This is a genomic window from Longimicrobium sp. (assembly GCF_048594345.1).
Lineage (GTDB): Bacteria > Gemmatimonadota > Gemmatimonadetes > Longimicrobiales > Longimicrobiaceae > Longimicrobium.
The window spans coordinates 164,009-185,093 of the sequence record NZ_JBMDXM010000109.1; the positions used below are offsets into that span (position 1 = coordinate 164,009).

The 21,085-nt window shown below is 70.4% G+C and carries 14 protein-coding genes; 12 read left to right on the forward strand and 2 right to left on the reverse strand.

Annotation, left to right across the window (positions count from 1 at the left end; genetic code table 11):
• The first annotated feature begins 25 nt into the window (after positions 1–25).
• The 3 genes from ACOJUJ_RS12105 (at position 26) to ACOJUJ_RS12115 (ending at position 6,741) form a co-directional block, all read left to right on the forward strand.
• A complete protein-coding gene (locus ACOJUJ_RS12105; protein ID WP_420127136.1) occupies positions 26–829 on the forward strand; it encodes an ATP-grasp domain-containing protein in 804 nt (267 codons plus the stop codon).
• Positions 830–1,793: 964 nt separating this feature from the next.
• Positions 1,794–4,643, forward strand: a complete 2,850-nt coding sequence (gene ppc, locus ACOJUJ_RS12110; protein ID WP_420127137.1) for a phosphoenolpyruvate carboxylase — start codon at positions 1,794–1,796, stop codon at positions 4,641–4,643.
• 604 nt (positions 4,644–5,247) lie between these two features.
• Complete coding sequence (locus ACOJUJ_RS12115; RefSeq protein ID WP_420127138.1) at positions 5,248–6,741, forward strand: S8 family peptidase; 1,494 nt, start codon at positions 5,248–5,250, stop codon at positions 6,739–6,741.
• A 333-nt stretch (positions 6,742–7,074) separates the two neighbouring features.
• Here the strand turns inward: ACOJUJ_RS12115 and ACOJUJ_RS12120 are convergent, their stop codons facing one another.
• On the reverse strand, positions 7,075–7,518 hold the full coding sequence (locus ACOJUJ_RS12120) for a DUF488 family protein (protein ID WP_420127139.1): 444 nt from the start codon (positions 7,516–7,518) through the stop codon (positions 7,075–7,077).
• Positions 7,519–7,751: 233 nt separating this feature from the next.
• Between ACOJUJ_RS12120 and ACOJUJ_RS12125 the strand changes: the two genes are divergently transcribed.
• Both ACOJUJ_RS12125 and ACOJUJ_RS12130 read left to right on the forward strand, forming a co-directional pair.
• Entirely contained in the window at positions 7,752–8,231 is a 480-nt protein-coding gene (locus ACOJUJ_RS12125) for a hypothetical protein (protein ID WP_420127140.1), read from the forward strand.
• An 84-nt stretch (positions 8,232–8,315) separates the two neighbouring features.
• Positions 8,316–9,494 (forward strand): zinc-dependent alcohol dehydrogenase, encoded by a 1,179-nt coding sequence (locus ACOJUJ_RS12130; RefSeq protein WP_420127141.1) that lies wholly within the window; start codon positions 8,316–8,318, stop codon positions 9,492–9,494.
• A 335-nt stretch (positions 9,495–9,829) separates the two neighbouring features.
• Here ACOJUJ_RS12130 and ACOJUJ_RS12135 read toward each other — a convergent pair whose 3' ends face one another.
• Positions 9,830–10,480, reverse strand: a complete 651-nt coding sequence (locus tag ACOJUJ_RS12135; RefSeq protein WP_420127142.1) for a hypothetical protein — start codon at positions 10,478–10,480, stop codon at positions 9,830–9,832.
• Between the two features lie 554 nt (positions 10,481–11,034).
• Here ACOJUJ_RS12135 and ACOJUJ_RS12140 point away from each other — a divergent pair.
• The 7 genes from ACOJUJ_RS12140 to ACOJUJ_RS12170 all read left to right on the forward strand — a co-directional run bounded on the left by ACOJUJ_RS12140 (position 11,035) and on the right by ACOJUJ_RS12170 (position 20,899).
• On the forward strand, positions 11,035–11,529 hold the full coding sequence (locus ACOJUJ_RS12140) for a hypothetical protein (protein ID WP_420127143.1): 495 nt from the start codon (positions 11,035–11,037) through the stop codon (positions 11,527–11,529).
• A gap of 11 nt (positions 11,530–11,540) precedes the next feature.
• Positions 11,541–13,283: a multicopper oxidase family protein gene (locus ACOJUJ_RS12145; RefSeq protein WP_420127144.1), complete on the forward strand. Its 1,743-nt coding sequence runs from the start codon at positions 11,541–11,543 to the stop codon at positions 13,281–13,283.
• A 20-nt stretch (positions 13,284–13,303) separates the two neighbouring features.
• Positions 13,304–15,484 (forward strand): tyrosinase family protein, encoded by a 2,181-nt coding sequence (locus ACOJUJ_RS12150; protein ID WP_420127145.1) that lies wholly within the window; start codon positions 13,304–13,306, stop codon positions 15,482–15,484.
• A 142-nt stretch (positions 15,485–15,626) separates the two neighbouring features.
• Entirely contained in the window at positions 15,627–18,518 is a 2,892-nt protein-coding gene (locus ACOJUJ_RS12155) for a LodA/GoxA family CTQ-dependent oxidase (RefSeq protein ID WP_420127146.1), read from the forward strand.
• The gene (locus ACOJUJ_RS12160) at positions 18,518–19,003 is read left to right on the forward strand and encodes a hypothetical protein (RefSeq protein ID WP_420127147.1); all 486 of its coding nucleotides are present in this window, start codon (positions 18,518–18,520) and stop codon (positions 19,001–19,003) included. Before ACOJUJ_RS12155 ends, ACOJUJ_RS12160 begins: the two co-directional genes overlap by 1 nt.
• Complete coding sequence (locus tag ACOJUJ_RS12165) at positions 19,000–20,118, forward strand: NAD(P)/FAD-dependent oxidoreductase (protein ID WP_420127148.1); 1,119 nt, start codon at positions 19,000–19,002, stop codon at positions 20,116–20,118. The genes ACOJUJ_RS12160 and ACOJUJ_RS12165 overlap by 4 nt, the downstream gene beginning before the upstream one ends.
• Positions 20,119–20,176: 58 nt before the next feature.
• Positions 20,177–20,899 (forward strand): DJ-1/PfpI family protein, encoded by a 723-nt coding sequence (locus tag ACOJUJ_RS12170; protein ID WP_420127149.1) that lies wholly within the window; start codon positions 20,177–20,179, stop codon positions 20,897–20,899.
• Positions 20,900–21,085: the final 186 nt, after the last annotated feature.

Below are 21,085 nucleotides of genomic sequence, written 5' to 3' on the forward strand. Positions count from 1 at the left end.
TCCACGTAACGCCACGACCGCTCGCATGACGCCAGCCACGTTGCTGTATCCCAGCGATCCGCTTTCCCGCCGCGCCCCGGACGCGAGCTACGCCCAGGAGCACGCGGCGGCCGAAGCGGCCGGGCTGAGTTGTGCGGTGCTCTCGTCGGAGAATTTCAATGGCGGGCGCGTGGTGGCGCGGCCGGCACTCCCGGAAGGCGGGCACGTGCTGTATCGGGGGTGGATGCTGCGCGTCCCGGCGTACGCCGCGCTGGAGGAGGGGGTGCGGGCCGCGGGCGCCAGCATGGTCACCACGGCCGCCGACTACGAACGGTGCCATCACCTTCCGGGGTGGCTGGACCCGTGCCGTGAGTTTACCGCCGAGACGGTGGTGGTCACGGACCCGGCGGAGCTGCCCCGTGTGCTGCGGGAGCTGTCGTGGCCCGGCTACTTCGTCAAGGACTTCGTGAAGTCGCTCACCACCAGCCGCGGCTCCATTGCCCGCTCAGCAGGCGAGGTGCTGGAGGTGGTCGATCTGCTCGCGAAGTACCGCGGCTCGCTGGAAGGCGGTGTGTGCCTGCGGCGGGTGGAGGCGTACGTCGCCGGGAGCGAGGAGCGCTACTTCGCCGTGCGCCAGCGCGTGTTCGGGCGAGACGGAGCCGCCCCGCCGGACCTGGTGCGCGAAGTGGCGGAGCGCCTGGACGCGCCCTTCGCCAGCATTGACGTGGCGCTGCGCAGCGACGGCGCGCTGCGCCTGGTCGAAGTCGGCGACGGCCAGGTGTCGGACCGAAAATCGTGGGATCTGCCAAGCTTCGTTCGGGTGCTCCAGGCGGCGGTTTCGTCGGCATAAGGAGGAGCCAAGTCCGCGCCAGGAGCGAATAAATTCGCCGCTGGAAAAGCGCAAAGTCCGCCTGCGCGGACTGTAGCCGCACGTGCAATGCGCTGTGGCCAGTTACGTGAACTCCGACGGTAGATTTCTCAGGCGCACGCCTGGTTTGGGAGCGTCGGAAGGTGTAGCGCGGCGCTCCTTCGAAATGACAAATTTGGGCGCGGAGGCAGGCCCCACTCCGGCTGCGGACGCGCAGTCGCTTGGAATGCCGCACACCGCCGGGCCCCCGAGTCCGCGCAGGCGGACTTTGTGATGTTGTAGCGGCGAATTCATTTGCTTCCGCGGGCGGATCGCACATTTGCCAGATTCCCGCGCCGACGTATGCGGCAACCCCCCTGGCTGCGGACGCGCATTCGCTTGGAATGCCGCACACCGCCGGGCCGCCGAGTCCGCGCAGGCGGACTTTGTGATGTTGTAGCGGCGAATTTATTCGCTCCCGCGGGCGGACGGCACATTACCGGATCCCCGCGCCGACGTCTGCGGCAACCCCCCGGTTGCGGACGCGCAGTCGCCTGGAATGCCGCACACCGCCGGGCCGCCGAGTCCGCGCAGGCCGGACTTTGCGACTTTCCAGCGGCGAATTTATTCGCTCCCGCGGGCGGATGGCACGATGCCAGATCACCCGCGCCGACGTCCGCGGCACCCCCCCCCGCTTGCGGACGCGCAGTCGCCTGGAATGCCGCACACCGCCGGGCCGCCGAGTCCGCGCAGGCGGACTTTGTGTAGTTGTTGCCGCGAATTTATTCGCCCCGGCAAGCCCGCCGGCACGATGCCAGATCACCGAGCCGAGGCCGGCGGATCCCCCTCCCGACGAACCCGGCGGCAGCGCACCGGACCGCCCGAATCGTGCTCCCGCGCGCCCGTGGCCCGCATCGTGACGCGTGGCGGGTTCGAGCACGTACGGCAGCCCCATCCAACGACATCCATGGAAACCCAGTCCGCCACCACCGATCCGGCCGCATCCAGCGCCGTGAACGCATCCTCCGCCGTGCCGCCGCAGCCGGAGACGCGCGCTGAAGACGTGCCGCTGCACGAGGACGTGCGCTGGCTGGCGGCGGCGCTGGGACGCGTGATCGGGCGGCTGGAGGGGCCGCAGGCGCTGGAAACCGTCGAGGGGCTGCGCCAGGCGTGCCGCGACCGGCGCCGCGGCGATCCCGGCGCGCCGACCTTCGAGCAGCTGCTGGAGCGCGTGGCGGCGCTGCCGCTGGAGGCGTGCGCATCCGCGGCGCGGGCGTTCACGCTTTTCTTTCTCCTCATCAACACCGCCGAGCAGGTGCACCGCGTGCGCCGCCGCGCCCACTACCTGCGCCAGGCCGGCAGCGAGCCGCAAACGGCGTCCGCGCGGTGGACGCTGCGGCAGCTGCGCGAGGGCGGAAAGACGGCCGGCGAAGTGGCGGAGGCGATCGCGCGGCTGGACGTGCGCCCGGTGATGACGGCGCATCCCACCGAAAGCACGCGGCGCACGCTGCTGGCGCTGCAGTCGCGGGTGGCGGAGCTGCTGCTTCAGCGGGAGGCGACGCCGCCCGCCGAGCGCCGCCCGGTGGAGGACGCGCTGGAGGGCGAGATCGAGCTGCTGTGGCTTACGGCGGAGGTGCGCCGCGACCGCCCGTCGGTGATGGACGAGGTTAGCACGGGCCTGTGGTACCTGGAGACACGGCTGCTGGAGGCGGGCGCAAAGGCGCAGGACGCCATGGTCCGCGCGTTCGAGGACGAGTTCGGCGTGCAGGCGGACGAGGGGCTGCGGCTGGCGACGCCGCTGCGCATCGGCAACTGGATCGGCGGGGACCGCGACGGCAATCCGAACGTCACGCCGGAGGTCACGGTGGCGGCGGCGCGGCGCGCCAGCCACGTGATCCTGGGCCGCTACCGGCGCGAGGTGGAAACGCTCATCGAGCAGCTGTCGCTCTCCGCACAGGTGGCAGAGCCGGGGCCGGCGCTGCGCGCCTCGCTGGACGCCGACCGCGCGGTGCTGCCGGAGGTGTGGGAGGCCAACCGCCGCCGCAACGCCGACGAGCCGCTGCGCCTCAAGCTCAGCTTCATGTCGGGCCGGCTGGAGGCCACGCGCCGCCAGGTCGCCTCGCGCGACGCGGGCCGCCCGGCGCACGAGCCCGCGGCGTACGGGGACGCGGCGGGGTTCGAGCGCGACCTGCTGCTGGTGCGCGAGTGCCTGGTGGCGGCGGGGGCGCGGCAGGTGTGCCGGTCCGCGCTGGACCCGCTGCTGGTGGGCCTGCGCGCGCACGGCTTTCACGGCTTCATGATGGACGTGCGCGACCACGCCAGCGCGCACGCCGCGGCGCTGGCGGACGTGGCCGCCCAGGTGGGGCTGGCGGAGCTGGACGGTGCGGCGCTGCGGGCCGAGCTGCTGGCGCGGCGCCCGCTCGTGGGTCCTTACGTGCCGGTGGAGGATGCGACGCGGCGCGTGCTGGACACCTTTGGCGCCGTGCGCACGGTGCAGGACGAGGCGGGCGCCGCGGCGGCATCCACCTACATCGTGTCGATGACCACCTCGGCGGAGGACCTGCTGCGCGTGCTGCTGCTGGCGCGCGAGGCGGGGCTGGTGGACCTGGCGGCGGACCCGCCGGTGTCGCGCATCGACGTGGTGCCCCTCTTCGAGACGCTGGACGACCTGCGGCACGCGCCGGGGGTGATGGGCTCGCTGCTGGACGACCCTGTCTACCAGCGCCAGCTGGCGGCGCGCGGGGGACGGCAGGAGGTGATGATCGGCTACTCCGATTCCGGCAAGGACGCGGGGATCCTGGCCAGCGCCTGGGGGCTGCACCAGGCGCAGGAGGCGCTGTCCGCGCTCTTCCGCGAGCGGGGCGTGGAGCTGACGCTCTTCCACGGGCGCGGCGGCAGCGTGGGCCGCGGCGGCGGATCGCCGGTGCACCGCGCGCTGGCGGCGCTTCCGCCGGAGACGGTGGAAGGGAGGATCAAGATCACCGAGCAGGGCGAGATCATCAGCCAGCAGTTCGGCCTGTCCGCCATCGCCGAGCGCACGCTGGAGGTTACGCTGGGCGGCACCCTGCTCCACGCCTTTTCCGACTGGCGCGACGATGCGCGGGCGGGTGACGAGGCGGCGTTCCGCGAGGTGATGGAGCGGCTGTCGGAGCGCTCGCTGGGCATCTACCGCGACTTGGTGCACGAGGGCGACGAGGTGTTCGCGCTCTTTCGCGCGGCCACGCCGGTGGAGGAGCTGGCGGACGCGCGCTTCGGGTCGCGGCCGGCCTACCGGCCCGGGGCGGGGGCGGGGATCATGGGAATCCGCGCCATCCCGTGGCAGTTCGGCTGGACGCAGAACCGCCTGATGCTCCCCGCGTGGCTGGGCGCCGGCACCGCGCTGGCAGAGGCGGCCGCCGCCCCCGGCGGGGTAGAGCTGCTGCGGCGGATGGTGCGCACCTGGCCGTTCTTCGACGACCTGCTGGGGAAGATCGAGATGGTGTGCGCCAAGGCGGACCTCGTCATCGCCCGCGCGTACGTGGAGCGGCTGGGCGGCGACGTCGGCCTGCTGGAGCGGCTGGAAGAAGAGTTCCGCCGCACGGTGGACACCATCCTGCGCGTCCGCGGCGCCGCGCATCTGCTGGACGACGCGCCGGTGCTGCAGGCGGCCATCGCCCTGCGCAATCCGTACGTGGACCCGCTCTCGCTGCTGCAGATCGTCCTTCTGCGGCGCAAGCGCGAGCACGCGGTGACGGATGAGGATTCCGTCGCGCGGCTGGACAGCGCCCTCGCGACCACCCTCAGCGGCATCGCCCAGGGACTGCGCAACACGGGGTGATGACCGGCGATCTGCTGAATCCTGCGCGGGAAGGGAAAAGCATCACGCGGAGGCGCGGAGACAGAGGGAGAGGCGCGGAGACGGCAACACGTCTCCGCGCCTTTCTTCGTATCCGCCGATTCACCAAAGAATGGGCCTCACACGGAGTTAACGGAGTCAACGGAGTTGCTTCTCGCCGGCTCTGCTGGCTTCGCATGCAGGTCATGCTGATTCCGGTTTGCGCATCAGAACCGCAGGTGCGCATCGAGTATTTGGGGAATCAAAGTATAGAAGTTTTTATTCCGTTATTCGCAGAACATTGTCAGGCAAGTAGATGCGGAAAACAGCATCTTCAGGTAGACAAATGGTGCTCACGGGAGCCGAGATAAGGCACCGACCTCCCCACTATGAAAGCTGGGGGATTCTCGAAGAAAAGGAGTCTTGACAGGAAGGACAATTTCGCTGAAGATAAGTACGTAATCAGACTTAATGTGATGTGGATGGATCTTCGGTGCGGATGCGGAACGGGACGGCCGGCTGGCCGTACCCACCTGGCCCGTGCGCGCTCCGGAGCGGGACCGGGAAGCGGAATCACCCGGAGTACAGGGAGGCTGGACGTATGCTGATGCGCAGCAGGTTGTGCCTTGCGGCTCTCCTGGCGTCCATGGGGGTCGCCGCGTGCTCCGACGTGCCCAGCGCACCCGACCGCGCGCGCGCCGACGCGCCGGCGGCGCTGCAGGCGGGGCGCGCCGGACAGGCAATCCCCGACCGCTACATCGTGGTGTTCAAGGACGGCGCGCGCGACGTGCCCGGGCTGGCGCGCCAGCTGTCCGCCGGCGGCACGCTGCACTACACCTACCAGCACGCCATCAAGGGCTTCGCGGCCACGCTCCCCGCCGCGGCGGTAAACGGGCTGCGCCACAATCCGCACGTGGCGTACATCGAGCAGGACCAGGTGGTCACCGCCAGTCAGGTGGGCAGCTGGGGGCTGGACCGCGTGGACCAGCGCGACCGCCCGCTCAACAGCGCGTACACCTACGCCGCCACGGGCTCCGGCGTGCGCGTGTACGTGCTGGACACGGGGATCCTTACGTCGCACGCGGAGTTCGGCGGTCGGGCGTCGGTGGGGTACGACGCGCTGGGCGGCACGGGGCAGGACTGCAACGGGCACGGCACCCACGTGGCGGGAACGGTGGGGTCCACCACCTACGGCGTGGCCAAGTCGGCCAGCCTGATCGCCGTGCGGGTGCTGGCGTGCAACGGCACCGGCAACTGGAGCCAGATCATCGCCGGCATCGACTGGGTGCGGTTCAACCACATCAAGCCGGCGGTGGCCAACCTGTCGCTGGGCGGTTGGACCATGCAGTCCGCGGACGACGCGGTGGCCAACCTGGTGGCCGCCGGGGTCACGGCGGTGGTCGCGGCGGGCAACGACAACTACGACGCCTGCCAGTACTCGCCGGCCCGCGCGCCCAGCGCCATCACCGTGGGAGCCAGCAACTCGCTGGACCACCAGGCGTGGTTCAGCAACTGGGGCACCTGCGTGGACCTGTTCGCGCCGGGCGAGGGCATCGTGTCCACCTGGAGCAACGGGGGCACCTACAACAACAGCGGCACGTCGATGGCGGCGCCGCATGTGGCGGGCGCCGCCGCGCTGTACCTGCAGGGCGACCCGTGGGCCACGCCGGCCACGGTGCAGAGCGTGATCATGGCCCGCGCCACGCCCAATCGCCTGTCGGGCGTGAGCCCGGGCACGCCCAACCAGCTCCTGTACAGCCGGCTGGATGACCTGTCGGCCGCGCCCCCGCCGCCGCCCGCCTCGCCGCCGGTGGCCAGCGTGAGCGGGCCCACGTACATCGCTCCCACCACCACCGCTACGGTCACGTTCAGCGCCAGGGCGACGGGCGGTGTAAAGCCGTACACGTACCAGTGGCAGTACCGTCCCGAGGGCTCCGGCACGTGGACCAACGTGGGCACCAACAGCGCTACCTACAGCCGCAGCGTCCCGGTGCGGAGCGCCTCGTTCTACGTGCGCGTGATCGTTACCGGCGGCGGGACCGTCACCAGCAACCAGCACTACCTGTACGTGGAGATGATGTGCGGCCAGTACATCTGCTGACGACGAGCCCACGCTTCCGCCGGACGTAAGAACAACGGCGGGAGCACAGAGCAGCAGAGAAAAGCCGGAGATACGGAGGAAGCTCCTCCGTACCTCCGGCTTTGGTCTGTTCCTCCGTATCCCACGCTTCAGGCGGCGGACCATCCACCTGTCCCACAAAGACCGCCGCACCGCGACCCTCCACGCGTACCGGCTTGTAGACGGTGTTCGCGTCCGGCCTGTCGGCTGCGCGCTGAACGCTCGGTGCGCGTCACCTCTCTCCCGCGCTTTTTGCGGGGGAGAGGCCGGGAGAGGGGCCACCGTCGGACGCAGCTCGAGATTCGTCGAAGCGCCTCACGGCCGCAGGTGGTCCACGGTGATGGGGACGATCTCGCCCAGGGCTTCGGCGACGATGCTGCGGTGGCAGTGGGCGGGGTCGGCTTCCAGGCAGAGCAGGCACACGCGCTTGCCGCCGCGCACCAGTTCCGCCAGCGCGTGCAGCTCCGCCTGCGATTCCGCCGTCTGCAGGTGGTCCAGAAAGATCGCGCGCATCTCGTCGTGGCGGCCGGCGCGGGCGGCGGCGCGGCCGTCGGACGGGGTGCCCAGGCCGCGCAGGTGCAGGTAGTCGATGCCGATCTCCCGCACGTTGGCCGACAGCCTGGTCTTGGCGAAGCCGGGGCGCCGCGATCCCGCCACCGCACGCACGTCCACCAGCAGCTCCACACCGGCCTCGCGCAGCGTGCCCAGAAAGCGCTGCACCGTGGCGTCTTCATATCCAATCGTCGCGATGGAGGTCATCCGTTCCTGTTCCGGCTGATCGGCTGCGTCGGTTCCCCACATCGGCTTCTTCCAATCACGTGCCACGCGCCGGCCGCCGTGCTTCACGCGCGGAACCATCCCGTTACACTGCACGCGCATGGGGTGGGTTGGCCGGGCTTCGCGGCATCGTGCGTGCAAGGACCCCCCGGCCCGCTCGCCGCAATCGGGCGAGGAGGCGGATACAGGGACCGAAGGTGGAGGAGAAAACACGCATGACGACGACCCTCGAAGACACCCGGGCGCGGGCGTTCAGGCCCGAGATGGCGGACTCGGTGGGCAGCGCCACGGAAACGCCGGGGTGGAACCTGGACACGGAGCGCCGCACCGGCGACGGAAAGGTGCTGGCCAGGGGGCTGGCCTGGTTCAGCATCGGGCTGGGGCTGTACGAGCTGCTGGCCCCGCGCCACCTGGCCCGCACGCTGGGGATGGAGGACCAGACGGCGCTCATCCAGGCGTACGGCGTGCGCGAGATCGCCACGGGCGTGGGGATCCTGGCCAGGCGGCGCCCCGTGGAGTTTGTCTGGGGGCGGGTGGCGGGTGACGCGCTGGACCTGGCCACGCTGGCGCCGGGGCTGAGCGGCGACAACCCCCGGCGCGGCAACGTGGCCATCGCCATGGGCGCGGTGGCGGGGGTGGCGCTGCTGGACGTGCTGTGCGCCAGCGAGCTGAGCCGCCGCATCGTCCACGACTGAGGGCGGAACGTCCGGCTGGATCACACGGCCGCCGCTTCAGGGGGAGCGGCGGCGGACGGATCACTCGGGAGGGGGAGGAAGAGGATGAAGGCACTTACGTGGCACGGGCGCTCGTCGATGAAGTGTGAAACGGTGCCCGATCCGACGATCGTGGACCCGACGGACGCCATCGTCCGCATCACCAGCACGGCCATCTGCGGCAGCGACCTGCACCTGTACGACGGCTTCAACCCGTTCATGAAGCCGGGCGACATCATTGGCCACGAGCCCATGGGGATCGTGGAAGAGGTGGGAAGCGCGGTCAAGCGCCTCAAGAAGGGCGACCGCGTGGTGGTGCCGTTCACCATCTCGTGCGGCAGCTGCTGGTTCTGCCAGCACGACTTTTACTCGGTGTGCGAGAACACCAACCGCGACGCCGAAGTCGCGAAGAAGATGATGGGCCACACCACCGCCGGCCTGTTCGGCTACTCGCACCTGACGGGCGGCTACGCGGGCGGCCAGGCGCAGTACCTTCGCGTGCCGTACGCCGACGTGGGCCCGCTGCGCATCGACAGCGACCTGCCCGACGAAAAGGTGCTGTTTCTCTCCGACATCTTTCCCACGGGGTGGATGGCGGCGCTCAACGCCGAGATCCAGCCGGGCGACACGGTGGCGGTGTGGGGGTGCGGGCCGGTGGGGCAGATGACCATCCAGAGCTGCTGGATGCAGGGCGCCGGGCGGGTGATCGCCATCGACACGGTGCCGGAGCGGCTGGCGATGGCTCGCTCGGCGGGGCGCGCGGAAACCATCGACTTCAAGGAGACCGGGGTCTACGACGCGCTGATGGAGATGACGGGGGGCCGCGGCCCGGACCGCTGCATCGACGCGGTGGGCGCCGAGGCGCACGGCACGGGGAGCATCGACGCCGTCTACGACAAGGTCAAGACGATGCTGATGCAGGAGACCGACCGCGTGCACGTGCTGCGCGAGGCCATCATGTGCTGCCGCCCCGCGGGGACGATCTCCATCCCCGGCGTGTACCTGGGGGTCGCCGACAAGATTCCGGTCGGCGCGCTGATGAACAAGGGACTGACGATCAAGACGGGGCAGACGCACGTCCAGGCGTACCACGACGAGCTGCTGACCCGCATCGAGAAGGGCGAGATCGACCCCTCGTTCATCATCACCCACACGGTGCCGCTGGAAAAGGGTCCGGACATGTACAAGACGTTCCGGGACAAGGAAGACGGCTGCATCAAGGTCGTCCTCAAGCCCTGGGACTGATTTCCGGCGGGTCTCGCACGATGGGCGCGGAGAGAGATCTCCGCGCCCTTCGTGCATCCCGGCTCCGTCATGCCTCACCTGAATGGGCCTCACACGGAGTTAACGGAGTCAACGGAGTTCGCTCGTGCCGTATCCTCCGGTTTCGGTCCGAAGCCCGATCTCTGGAACCGAACTCGGAGACTCGGAGAAACTGTGTCCGAACGACCACTCTCATCCTGAGGGAGCGCACACCCGCAACCTTCATGACCACAGAAGCTTGCGCGCGACCGAAGGATCTTTGTCGGGTCGCGCCAGGCCCAGCCCCCGGGATCCCGGAATGACACCACCGCCAGACGCTACTCCGCCTTCGCCGCGCCGCCCAGGCGCGCATAGGCGGCATCGTAGCGGGCTGCCATGGAGCGAAGGTCCTTCTCGGCTTCGCCCCAGCGGCCCTCCACCTGGCTGCGTACCTGCCGCACCTCTTCGGCTTCTTCGCCGCGCCGCGCGCGCCGCAGGGCGGGCCACACGTTGCGGCTGGTGGCGATCACCTGGCCCGCCACGCGGGGCAGGGGGCCGGCGACCGTCGCGAGCACCTCGTCCATCGCTTGGCGCGCCACCCGCGCCGAAGCCACGCTTTCCAGGTGCCCGGCCGTCATCATGTGGTCGATGAGGAACGCGCGGGACCAGTAGTGGCTCAGCCGGTCCGTGGCCGACTTGATGGTGAGAAAGTACAGGATCTTGCGCGAAAGCCGCTTCAGCAGCCCCAGCGTAAGGCGAAGGGGGATGGTCGCGCAGCCGCCCCGGTCGTCGCCCTCGGCCAGCACCGCGCGCACGTCGTCCGGGAGCGTGCGGCCGCGGGCGCGTGCCACCGCGCCGGGGATGCGCCCGCGAAAGAACGCCTCGAAGGCGTCGTCCATGAACGGGATGGGGACCAGCACGGAAAGCCCGGCCAGCGTGGCGTCGGCGTAGCGCGACCAGTCAAAGGCCGTTGTCCGCTCGGAAGGCATCGCGTTCTCGGAGTACGAGGAGAGCAGCCGCCACGCGATTCCCGCGGCGGCAATCCGGTCGCCAACCGCGATTGCACGTCACGCGCCGGGCGGTGTGATGCCCTCGGCCTCCGCCCTCGCCAGCGCACGCTCGACCCCATCCCCCCCGAGAACGACCCTTCACAAAGAGCCAGCGGACCACCCTCGTACCAACTCTGTTGACCCTGTTGACTCTGTGTGAGACCATTCCTTTCCTTCCTTCCCGCGTACTCCACGCTCGTGCATGAAGCGCATCGCAAGTCGTTGCGGCGAGCGGCCGGACGATGACCGATGCGGTGCATCCGTGAAGTGCAACATTCTGGAACTACAAAACGTTGCATCGTGGAACATAAGGTTACAAAAGCCTGCAAACTTCCGATGCGTGGCATCACGGAAAGTACAAGGCGCGACGTGATAAAAGTTGATTTACTTGACTTGAAGGGTGTGTGGCGCCGATACTGCTGTGTCGCAATCCGGTAGCAGGACGCCCTGCACGGATGCAGCCGGTCCGGGTAGGGTACCACCGCTTCCCGCCATTGGACGCGCTTGCCGGCGTCCTTCCCACAGCCACCGTCCACCCCGCGGCCCCACCGCCCGTGACCACCGCATCCATCCGTCCGCGGCGCCTGCTGTCCACGTGCGCAGGCACACTGGCCCTGGCGGCGCTCCCCAAGTGCCCGCTGTGCCTGCTGGCCTGGGCGGGCGTGGCGGGGAGCGCGGGGTTCGCCTCGGCGTACGGTGCGTGGCTGCTCCCGGCCACGGCGGCCGCGCTGGCGGTGACGGTGGGCGCGCTGGCGGCCGGCGGCGCTGGCGCGGGGCCCGTTCTGCTCGCCCTGGCCGGCGCCGCCGCGACCCTCGGGGGCAAGTTCCGGCTGGACCAGCCGTCTCTGCTCTACGCGGGGCTCGCGGCGCTGCTGGCCGCCACCCTGTGGGGCGTGCTGCACCGCCGCAGATCCGTCCTCGGGCGCGCCTGCCACGGCGCCTGCGCGGCCGCCGCCCCCCGGATCGCCCCCCGACCCGCAACCGACTGACGCCGCCGACCATGCGAACACACCGGATTTCCCCCGCCGCGCTGCTGTGCGCCGCGCTGCTGGCCATACCCGCGGCGGCGCAGCACACGCCGTCCAACCCGGGCTGCGCGTACAACCCCATCGACGTGGAGAAGTACGGCAAAAAGCCGTTCCAGAACCCGCCCGAGATCCGCGCCGCCAACGGCCGGCTGCAGACCAACCTGGTCGTGCGGTACACGGACCCGGCCACCACCAGCCTGGGCGGCTGCCCGCTCACCCTCCGCAGCTACAACGGCGCGCTGGTGGGCCCCACGCTGCGGGTAAAGCCCGGCGACGTGATGGTGCCGTGGCTGGACAACCGGCTGCCGGCGGAAACCGAGGCCGAGATCCAGGCGCAGTTCGAGCAGGAGGCCGGCGTCGCCTTTCTGGACATGCGGCCGTACTCGTTCAACACCACCAACCTGCACACCCACGGGCTGCACGTGTCGCCCAGCGGCAACAGCGACAACGTGCTGCTGGCCATCTCGCCCCAGACGCGCTTTCAGTACCGCATCGCGCTTCCCGCCGACCACACCCGGGGCACCTACTGGTACCACGCGCACACCCACGGTTCCACCGCCATCCAGGTGGGAAGCGCCATGGCCGGCGCGCTGGTGGTGGACGACGACCCGGCGCGCATCCCCGCCGCCCTGCGCGCCGCCAACGCGCGCGAAAAGGTGATGGTGATCCAGACCATCCTGTACGACACGGCCGGCAAATCCGAGAACATCCAGGCCTTCTTTCCCGATCCCGGCAGCGGCAGGAACCAGGCGTGCGTCACCGGCGGCACCAGCTGCACCTGGCAGGGAAGCAACCGCCACGTGACCATCAACGGGCAGATCGTCCCCGTGATCCACATGGCCCCGGGTGAGGTGCAGCGCTGGCGCATGGTGGACGGCTCGTTCCGCGAGACCATGGCCATCCGCCTGGAAGGCCACGCCCTGCACGAGATCGCCACCGACGGCATCTACACCGGCCGCATCGACACCTGGCCGGACGGCGAAGAGATCCTGCTCTACCCCGGCTACCGCAGCGACGTGCTGGTGCAGGCGGGCAGGCCCGGCACCTACCGCCTGCTGGACGACAGCGCCGGCGTGGCCCAGTCGCTCAAGGGGGTGGCCGAGGACCCCAACGTCCTCGCCATCGTCATCGTCGACGACGTGCCGCGGATGGACATGCGGCTTCCCACCCAGGCCGAGATGGCCGCCCTGGACCCGTTCCCGGGGGTGAACCTGGCCGCCACCGCCACCGGCGTGCAGGAAGCCGTCTTCAAGCTGGGCAGCGGGCTCATGCCCACGGACCCCCGCAACTCGTTCCAGATCAACTACGCGGCGTTCAACGAGACGCGCACCCGCTACCTGGAGCTGGACAGCATCGACATGTGGTCGCTCACCACCGTGGGCGATCCGGCGGCGGTGCAGAACGGCAACGGGGTGCCGCCGCTGCCGCACGTGTTCCACATCCACATCAACCCCTTTCAGGTGTTCCGAAGCGGCCCCAACGGCCAGCCGCAGATGGTGTGGAAGGACACGCAGTTCATCCCCGCGGGGGAGACGGTGAACGTGTACACCCAGTACCTGGACTACACGGGAAGCTTCGTGATCCACTGCCACATCCTGGACCACGAGGACCTGGGGATGATGGAGACGGTGGAGGTGGTGAGGGAGATGCCGCGTCCCCACCCGCGGCCCAACACGAGCTCCGGGGCCGCCGCGCACGGCCACGGCTCGCACTGAAACGAGGGAGACACGCACCCATGCCCCAGAAGACGCTCACCCGCTGGGACCGCATCCGGCAGATCCTGGACGCGGCGGCCGGCGACAGCACCGCCAGCTACGGCGGCATCGGCCGCCCCTGGCGGGTCACCCGCGACGAGCTGCTTACGCTGGAGGTCTACGGCGTACGGATGGTCGCCCCCGCCGTCGAGGAAACGGCGGCCTCCGCCCCCGCCGCCGCCGGCTGCGGCTGTGGCTGCGCGACGACGGCCGAGCGCCCCGGCGGGCAGGAGTCCGGCGCCCGCTTTCCCCGCTACCCGGGGCGCGGCGCCGCCTCGGGGCTGGTAAAGGGGCTGCGCGGGCAGGCGCCGTACGACGGCTCCGTCTTTCCCCGCCTGCCCTGGGGCGGGACGGCGGTGGCCGAGGACGACGTGCAGTTCATCAGCGACTGGATCGACGACGGGCTTCCCGGCGACCACGAGACCTCGCTTCCCGCCGAGCCGCTGCGCTCCGGCGCCGCGGGGACGGTGCGGCTGGGCGAGCAGCCGGTGGAGCCGGCGGTGGTGCGCATCTTCGGCCCCGTGTCGGACGGCGCGGCTTCCGTCCGCCGCCCCGGCGAGGTGCGCCAGCGGATGAACCTGGACTGCATGAACGACACGCAGATCGAGGAGCTGCGCGCCGCCTTCCGCGAGCTGTACGCGCTCAACAAGTGGCCCGCGGACCGGCGCAGCTACAACAACATGGCGCTCATCCACCAGGACCACTGCCAGCACGGATGGGAGCGCTTCCTCCCCTGGCACCGCGTGTACCTGTACGAGATGGAGCAGGTGCTGCAGGACGTGGCGCCCGGCGTCTCGCTGCCGTACTGGGACTTCACCATGCCCCAGTACCGCCCGGAGTGCCCGGAGAAGGGCGACATCATCCCTCGCTCCTTCCAGTGCTTTTTGACGGACGCGGCGGTGGCCTGGCTGGCCACGGAGGCCGTCCCCCACCTGCCGGCCGACGTGGCGGCCACGGTGGGGCGGATGGTGGGCCAGCGCTACACGTCGATCTCCAAGTTCTTCGCGGCGATGACGGCCAAGCCGTACAACGTCCCCGTCAAGTACACCCAGCGGGAGTACCGCAAGCGCTTCATCGACGCGCTGCTGGGCACCAACTCGCTCTGGTACCCGCTGCGCTGGCCGGGGGAGTACAACGGCAAGAGCATCAACCAGTTCGTGGGCTACCACTACCCCAAGCCCGAGGACCTGCGCGAGATCCTGTCGCTCACCACCTTCCGCGACTTTGGCGGCGGGCCGCAGTACGACGTGTCGTTCGGGTTCCTGGACCAGAACCCCCACAACACCATGCACATCTGGACGGGCGGCCTGAACCCGGACTACGTGCAGCCGCCCGCCACGCCCTCCGGCTACGCGTCCGAGACGGCCACCCCGGCGGAGCTGGCGGCGGCGGGGAACGCGGCGGGGACCATGCGCAACCGGGCCGTGCGCGCCCGCGACCGGCGCTTTCACACCCGCGACGACATGTACTACGAGCAGCAGCCCAGCGGCGACATGCTCAGCAACCTTACCGCCTCGTTCGACCCCGTGTTCTGGCCGATCCACGTCAACATCGACCGGCTGTGGTGGGAGTGGCAGCTGCGCAACCCGGGCGCCAACCCCGTGGACCTGGACTCGGTGCTCACGCCGTGGAGCTACACGGTGCGCGACACGCTGGAGATCAGCCGCTTCGGCTACGAGTACGTCCGCAGCACCTGCATGATCCCGGTGGGGCTGGAGGCGCCGGTGGGCCGCTTCGTCTCGCGCCCCGTCGCGGTGCCCAAGCCGGCGCGCGCGGGCTTCCGCACGGCCGAGGTGCGGCTGCACAACGTGCCGCAGCTGGACCGCTCGTGCTTCATCCGCGTGTTCCTGAACCTTCCCGACGCCGACGCGCACACGCCGGTGGACCACCCCAACTACGCGGGGTACCTGGCCATCTTTGGCCACGGGGAGTGCATCGGCGGGCCGGGGCACTGCGCGGTGCCGGAGCGGCGCGCGTACGACCTGCGGCCGCGCAGCCACAACTCGCCGCGCAACCACCGGGTGAACGTGACCACCACCGCCCGCCGGCTGCTGGAGAAGGGCAAGGAGCTGCAGATCACGCTGGTGGTGATCGGCGCCGACTACTGCGAAGACCCCGAGGTGCTGCGGCTCGAGGGCGTGTCGCTGAACTTCCTGGACTGAGGGGAAGTGCGGGAGTGCGGAAGTGAACGGCATCGCACTCGAGGACCCGGGCTCCCGCGCTCACGGCTGGAGGAAACGACGCACTCACGCACTCACGCACTGACGCACTCACGCACTTCTTGAACTTTCGCACTCTCCGACCATGCCTCCTATCTACCGCATCCACCCCGCCATCGGCGTTGCGCGGCTGGGGAACAGCCCGGACGAGTTCTACCTCTCGCCCGAGGCGCCCGGGGCGCTCCCCATCGACTGCGACGCCGCCGGCAACCCCGTGCTGGGGCCCGACGGCGGGGAGCTGCCCATCGAGACCTTCAAGGACGCGCAGGGCCGCGTAAAGCGCCAGGCCGCCCGCTTCCAGGTGTACGTGTACGACGACGAGACCCCCGAGGGCCGCCCCCTGCACATCGGTAAGGACGAGGTGGGCGGCGGCGGCAACCAGGGGCTGCTGGTCGACATCGAGTGGCGCGTGTGGCTGGCCAACAAGAAGCCGTCGTGGTACGCCTTCAAGCAGCTGGAGGGCGAGCACGGCTACGCCCCCGGCCACCCCCGGCGCAACCCCGACGTCAAGGACAAGCAGGCGCGCCGGCACCTGAACATCGACCCCGGCCCGCGCACGGTGAACCGCCGCAACGCCCGCCGGGCCGAGTTCAACCGCGACGCCGGCCCGCTGTACGCCACCACCTTTCCCCCCAAGCTGCAGCCCAACCCCATCGACACGCTGGGCGAGCTGCGGACGGACGACCAGGGGCGGCTGCTGGTGCTGGGCGGCCACGGCAACGCCGGCACCTTCAACTACGGCAAGTTCGGCCAGCCGCGCATCGACCACTACGCCAACAACGACGGCTGGTTCGACGACACCAGCGACGGGCCGGTGATGGCGCGGCTGGTGATGAAGTCGCCCGAGGCCGAGGGCAAGCTGCGCTACGTGGACGTGGAGTACCCGGCGTGGGTGGTGGCGGGGTATCCCGGCTACGTGCCGGAGATCCTGGACATGGTCACCATGGACGACCTGATCCAGGACCTGAACATCCGCCAGTTCGCCGCGCGCACGGACATCTACGGACAGTCCGGCACCTTTGGCGACCCGCAGCGCATCGACCCGCAGGACCAGGCGGCGCTGCAGATGTGGCGCGCGGGCCGGCTGCAGTGGAACCCGGAGTACAAGCCCTGGTTCTTCCGCGACATCTGGCCGATCCTCTTTCGCCCGGACCAGTTCAGCTACCTGAGCGACATCCTGGGGCAGTCCAACTACCCCCACAACCAGTCCACGCGCGGCACCTTCGACCCCGACAAGCTGGGGATGCCGCCCATCGTCAACTGGGATGGCGTGCGCGAGGAAGAGGCGCGCTTCGTGGAGCGGCTGCGCACGGGCGACCTGTTCATGGAAACGCTGCGCCCCGCGCTGGGGGTGATCGAAAAGCAGGCGCAGATGGAGCTGGCGGGGCTGGGCACCGGCGCCGACCGGGCGCTGCGCGCGCAGATCGAGGGCCTGCTCACCGGCCCGGCGGCGGAGGCCGTGCGGGCCAGCGTGGCGGCGTACGTGGCCTCGCTCGAAGGCGCCGCGGCCGAGGGCGGCACCGCGCGGCCGGACCCGGAGACGGCGCCCGACGCGCTGGCCGGGGCGGGGACGGCGGCGCAGCCAGGGCCCAAGGCGGTGGGCGGGGACGCCCTGGCCTCGCCGGGGACGCACCCCACCAGCCCGTCGGACCCGGGCGGGGTGGACGGCTTCCTGTACGCGCTGCGCCAGGCCGGCCCGCGGCCGGAGCTGGCGCAGGCCCGGGACGAACTGGAGCGCCGCACCGCCGCCCTGGTGGACGCCCTTCCCGGCCCCAACGCCCCGGGCGCGCCGTCGCTGCGCGCGGAGAGCGCGGCGCCCGCGGGGGGGCACAAGACCGGCCGCGTGGGCCAGGTGCTGTCGCGGATGCAGACGCGGCTGCGCAAGGCGCTGCAGGACCACCTGCGCAAGCTGCACTCCGGGCGGCTGCTGGAGGACGCCCGCAAGGGGGCCATCGCCCTGCACACCATCGACGAGTACCGGGCCTACCGCCAGTTCCTGTACGACCTGCTGCGGCAGTCGGGCGAGGAAAACCGCTTCTTCGCCGGCGGCAAGCCCGACGGGCGCACGCACAACCTGCCCCTGATGCCGCTGCTGAACGGCGACAACCCGCTCAGCAACACCCTGCCGTCCAAGTTCCTGCGGCTTACCGACACACAGCTGTACCTGCTGCGGCAGTGGATGGAGGGGCGCTTCTACAACGAGAAGGTCGAGGGGTGGGGGTGCCCGGACCCGTGGGACCCGTACAAGGGCTGGGTTAACGCCACGGGCACCCAGCTGGACCGCGGCGTCATCAGCCAGGTGGCCGGCGGCGCGTTCTGCCCGGGGTGCGAGCTGGGGTGGGTGATGCGCAACCCCTCCATCTACTTCGACCTGGGCCGCATCAAGGCCGACCCGGCGTTCTACGCCTTTCAGCAGACGGCGGCGCAGGCCAACGCCAACTCCGGCGACGGCTTCGGCGGCCGCACCAGCGAGCCGGAGTACGGCGCGTACATCAGCAAGTCGCTCAGCCTCAAGAACAACTTCGACGTGGGGCTGCAGCCGGGAGACCTGACCAAGTACATGGCGCTCCCGTGGCAGGCGGACTTCAACGAGTGCTCCACCAACGTCACCGACGTCACCTACCTGGACTGGAACCTGGTGTACCCCGCCAGCGACGGCGACTCGGGGATGGAGCGAAGCCAGCGCCAGTGGGAGTCGCTCTGGTGGCCGGGGCACCGTCCCATGCAGGTGTTCGTCCCCGTGGGCACGCCGGGCGAAAAGCCGTCGAACTACGCCTGGCAGGTGTGGGCGCTGGGCATCCCGCAGACCAAGGAGGGCGACTTCAAGATGGTCACGGACTGGTGGCGGCTGGGCTTCGTCCGCAAGAACCCGTGGCTCGGCTCGGACGACATGAGCACCAACGTCTCGCCGCCCCCCAACCCGCCGCCGTACATCAGCGTCGAGGGCAATCCACCCCTACTCAAGAAGGAGGAATAATGAGCAACGCGAACCCGTTCGTGGGCACCTGGACCTACCGCAGCCTGCTGAACGACCCGGTGCTGGCGGCCGACCCGTCCACGGACCCCACGGCCTGGGCCAACCTGTTCTTTGGCTACGGCACCATCGTCATCCGCGAGGGCGCGGTGCCGGAGGAGCTGGCCGGCACCATCGGCGGCGACGGCTGGTCGCTGGACCTGCACGGCTCCATGAACTCCGGCAACCCCGGCCAGGCGCGCTTTCAGGGCAAGGGCAAGGTGAGCGGGGCGGAGTGGATCTACGACTACATCGGCTGGCTGGTGCCGGTGTGGCCCAACAGCACCAACAAGCAGCAGCAGGTGGCGCTGGTGGGATCCATCGTCCGCACCATCCCGCACCCGGACGGCAGCGGGGGCACGGCGCCGGCGGGCGTGGTGGCGTCGTGGTACGCCGTCAAGGCGGACCGGCCGGAAAAGCCGGCCAGGAAGGCCAAGCCCGCGGCATGACGGACGCGGCGCGCGACGTAGTGGTCGCGGGCGGCGGGCCCGGGGGGTGTGCGGCGGCGCTCGCGCTGCGCGCCCACGCCCCCGGGCTGTCGGTCGCGCTGGTGGAGGCGTCCGCGTACGGGGGCGAGCGTGTAGGCGAGACGCTTCCCCCGCCCGCGGCCGACGTGCTCCGCCACCTGGGCGTGTGGGAGGCGTTCGCGGCGCAGGCCCACCACCCCGCGTACGGCACGGCGGCGGCGTGGGGCACGCCGGTGCCGTACGAGAACGACTTTCTGTACCACGTGCGCCAGGTGGGCTGGCACCTGGACCGCGGCGCCTTTGACGGTATGCTGGCGGACCAGGCGCACGCCCGCGGCGTCCAGGTGGTGCGCGAAACGCGGGTGCTGGACGCGGAGCGCGCGGCGGACGGCTGGCGGCTGTCGCTTTCCGACGGGCGGGAGCTGCGCGCGCGCTTTCTGATCGACGCCACCGGTGCGGGCGCGGCGCTGGTCCGCCGCCGCGGGGGCGGACGGCTGGTGGTGCACGACCGGCTGGCGGGGTTCGTCCGCTTCTTTCGCCAGCCGGCGGGCGGGGGCACGCCGCACACCCTGGTGGAGGCGTTCGCCGACGGCTGGTGGTACACGGCGCCGCTCCCCGACGGCCGCCGCGTGGTGGCGTGCATGACCGACACCGACATCGCCCGCGGCCTGCGGCTGGACGAGGAGGCGGCCTGGCACGCGCTGCTGGCGGCGTCCGCCCCGCGGGTAAGCGCATCGCTGGCGGACGCGGTGCAGGACGGCGAGCCCGTCGTCCGCGCGGCGCGCTCGGGATGGCTGGACGCCGCGGCGGGGCCCGACTGGATCGCCGTGGGCGACGCGGCGTCCACCTTCGATCCGCTCTCGTCGCAGGGCATCCTCAAGGCGCTGCGCTCCGGCATCTACGCCGCGTACGCCGCCGGCGACCTGCTGGCGAAGGGGGACGACGCGGGGATGCACCGCTACCGCGCCTTTGTCCAGCGGGAGTTCGACGGATTTCTGCGCACGCGCGCCCGCTACTACGCGGACGAGGCGCGCTGGCCTGAGCGCGAGTTCTGGCGGCGCCGCCACGCGAGCGCCGCGGAGCCGGCGCACGTTTGATCCCGTGGCCGCCGGTGGAGACGGCCTGATCCTTCATCTTCTTCCCCGGACGGCGGCCATGGCGCGTGAAACGGTGGTAATCGGCATCCCCATGTACGCGGGGATGGACCTGCTGGACGTAACGGGCCCGTCCGAGGTGTTCGGCAACGCCGCGGAAACGCTGAAGCACACGGTCGACCTGCAGGTGTACCTGCTTGCCGAGTCGAACGCGCCCGTCACCAGCCGCTTTGGCGTGACCCTGTTTCCGCAGCGCGCGTTCCACGAGATGGACCAGCTGGACGTGCTGTGGGTGCCCGGCGGGATCGCCGATTCGCTGAACCCGGTGATCCAGGCCGGGGTGTATATCGAGTACCTGAAGAAGTGGAGCCGCAATGCGCGCGTGGTATGCTCCGTCTGCGAGGGCGCGCTGCTGCTGGCCGCGGCGGGCCTTCTGGACGGATACCGGGCGACGACGCACTGGGCCTTCTACCGATGCCTGGAGGCGTACCCAAAGGTCAAGGTGGTGCAGCCCAAGGACGACGTGTTTCCGCGCTACGTGCTGGATCCGGCGAAGCCGCGCCCTGGCGCGCGCGGAATCCGGCTGACGGGCGGGGGCATTTCGTCGGGCGTGGACGAGGCGCTGCGGCTGGTGCAGCTGTTGTTTGGCACGAAGGCGGCGGAGGACGTGCAGGTCACCATCCAGTACTTTCCCGAGCCGCCGGTGCAGGGCACCATCCCCAAGATTCCCCCCTGCCCGCTGCCGGTGGCGCCCGGGACGAAGAAGGCCGCGGGCTCTGCGTGAACCGCAAAAGAATGGGTCTCACACGGAGTCAACGGAGTTAACGGAGTTGAGTCCGGTCCAAGAAGTCACGATGGCTGATGCGGCGGTGTCAGGCGAATGCGGCCGTGGCCCATTGAGCGGGTCTCCAGAGGCGGATGAAGGCTCGGAACCGTCCGCGCAATCGCGGCCCCCGCCCGCCGGCATGTG

Bases quoted from the DNA above. Each gene is read 5' to 3' on its own strand.
- ACOJUJ_RS12105 (WP_420127136.1), top strand. From the start codon at position 26: ATGACGCCAGCCACGTTGCTGTATCCCAGCGATCCGCTTTCCCGCCGC.
- ppc (WP_420127137.1), top strand. From the start codon at position 1,794: ATGGAAACCCAGTCCGCCACCACCGATCCGGCCGCATCCAGCGCCGTG.
- ACOJUJ_RS12115 (WP_420127138.1), top strand. From the start codon at position 5,248: ATGCGCAGCAGGTTGTGCCTTGCGGCTCTCCTGGCGTCCATGGGGGTC.
- ACOJUJ_RS12120 (WP_420127139.1), bottom strand. From the start codon at position 7,518: ATGACCTCCATCGCGACGATTGGATATGAAGACGCCACGGTGCAGCGC.
- ACOJUJ_RS12125 (WP_420127140.1), top strand. From the start codon at position 7,752: ATGACGACGACCCTCGAAGACACCCGGGCGCGGGCGTTCAGGCCCGAG.
- ACOJUJ_RS12130 (WP_420127141.1), top strand. From the start codon at position 8,316: ATGAAGGCACTTACGTGGCACGGGCGCTCGTCGATGAAGTGTGAAACG.
- ACOJUJ_RS12135 (WP_420127142.1), bottom strand. From the start codon at position 10,480: ATGCCTTCCGAGCGGACAACGGCCTTTGACTGGTCGCGCTACGCCGAC.
- ACOJUJ_RS12145 (WP_420127144.1), top strand. From the start codon at position 11,541: ATGCGAACACACCGGATTTCCCCCGCCGCGCTGCTGTGCGCCGCGCTG.
- ACOJUJ_RS12150 (WP_420127145.1), top strand. From the start codon at position 13,304: ATGCCCCAGAAGACGCTCACCCGCTGGGACCGCATCCGGCAGATCCTG.
- ACOJUJ_RS12155 (WP_420127146.1), top strand. From the start codon at position 15,627: ATGCCTCCTATCTACCGCATCCACCCCGCCATCGGCGTTGCGCGGCTG.
- ACOJUJ_RS12160 (WP_420127147.1), top strand. From the start codon at position 18,518: ATGAGCAACGCGAACCCGTTCGTGGGCACCTGGACCTACCGCAGCCTG.
- ACOJUJ_RS12165 (WP_420127148.1), top strand. From the start codon at position 19,000: ATGACGGACGCGGCGCGCGACGTAGTGGTCGCGGGCGGCGGGCCCGGG.
- ACOJUJ_RS12170 (WP_420127149.1), top strand. From the start codon at position 20,177: ATGGCGCGTGAAACGGTGGTAATCGGCATCCCCATGTACGCGGGGATG.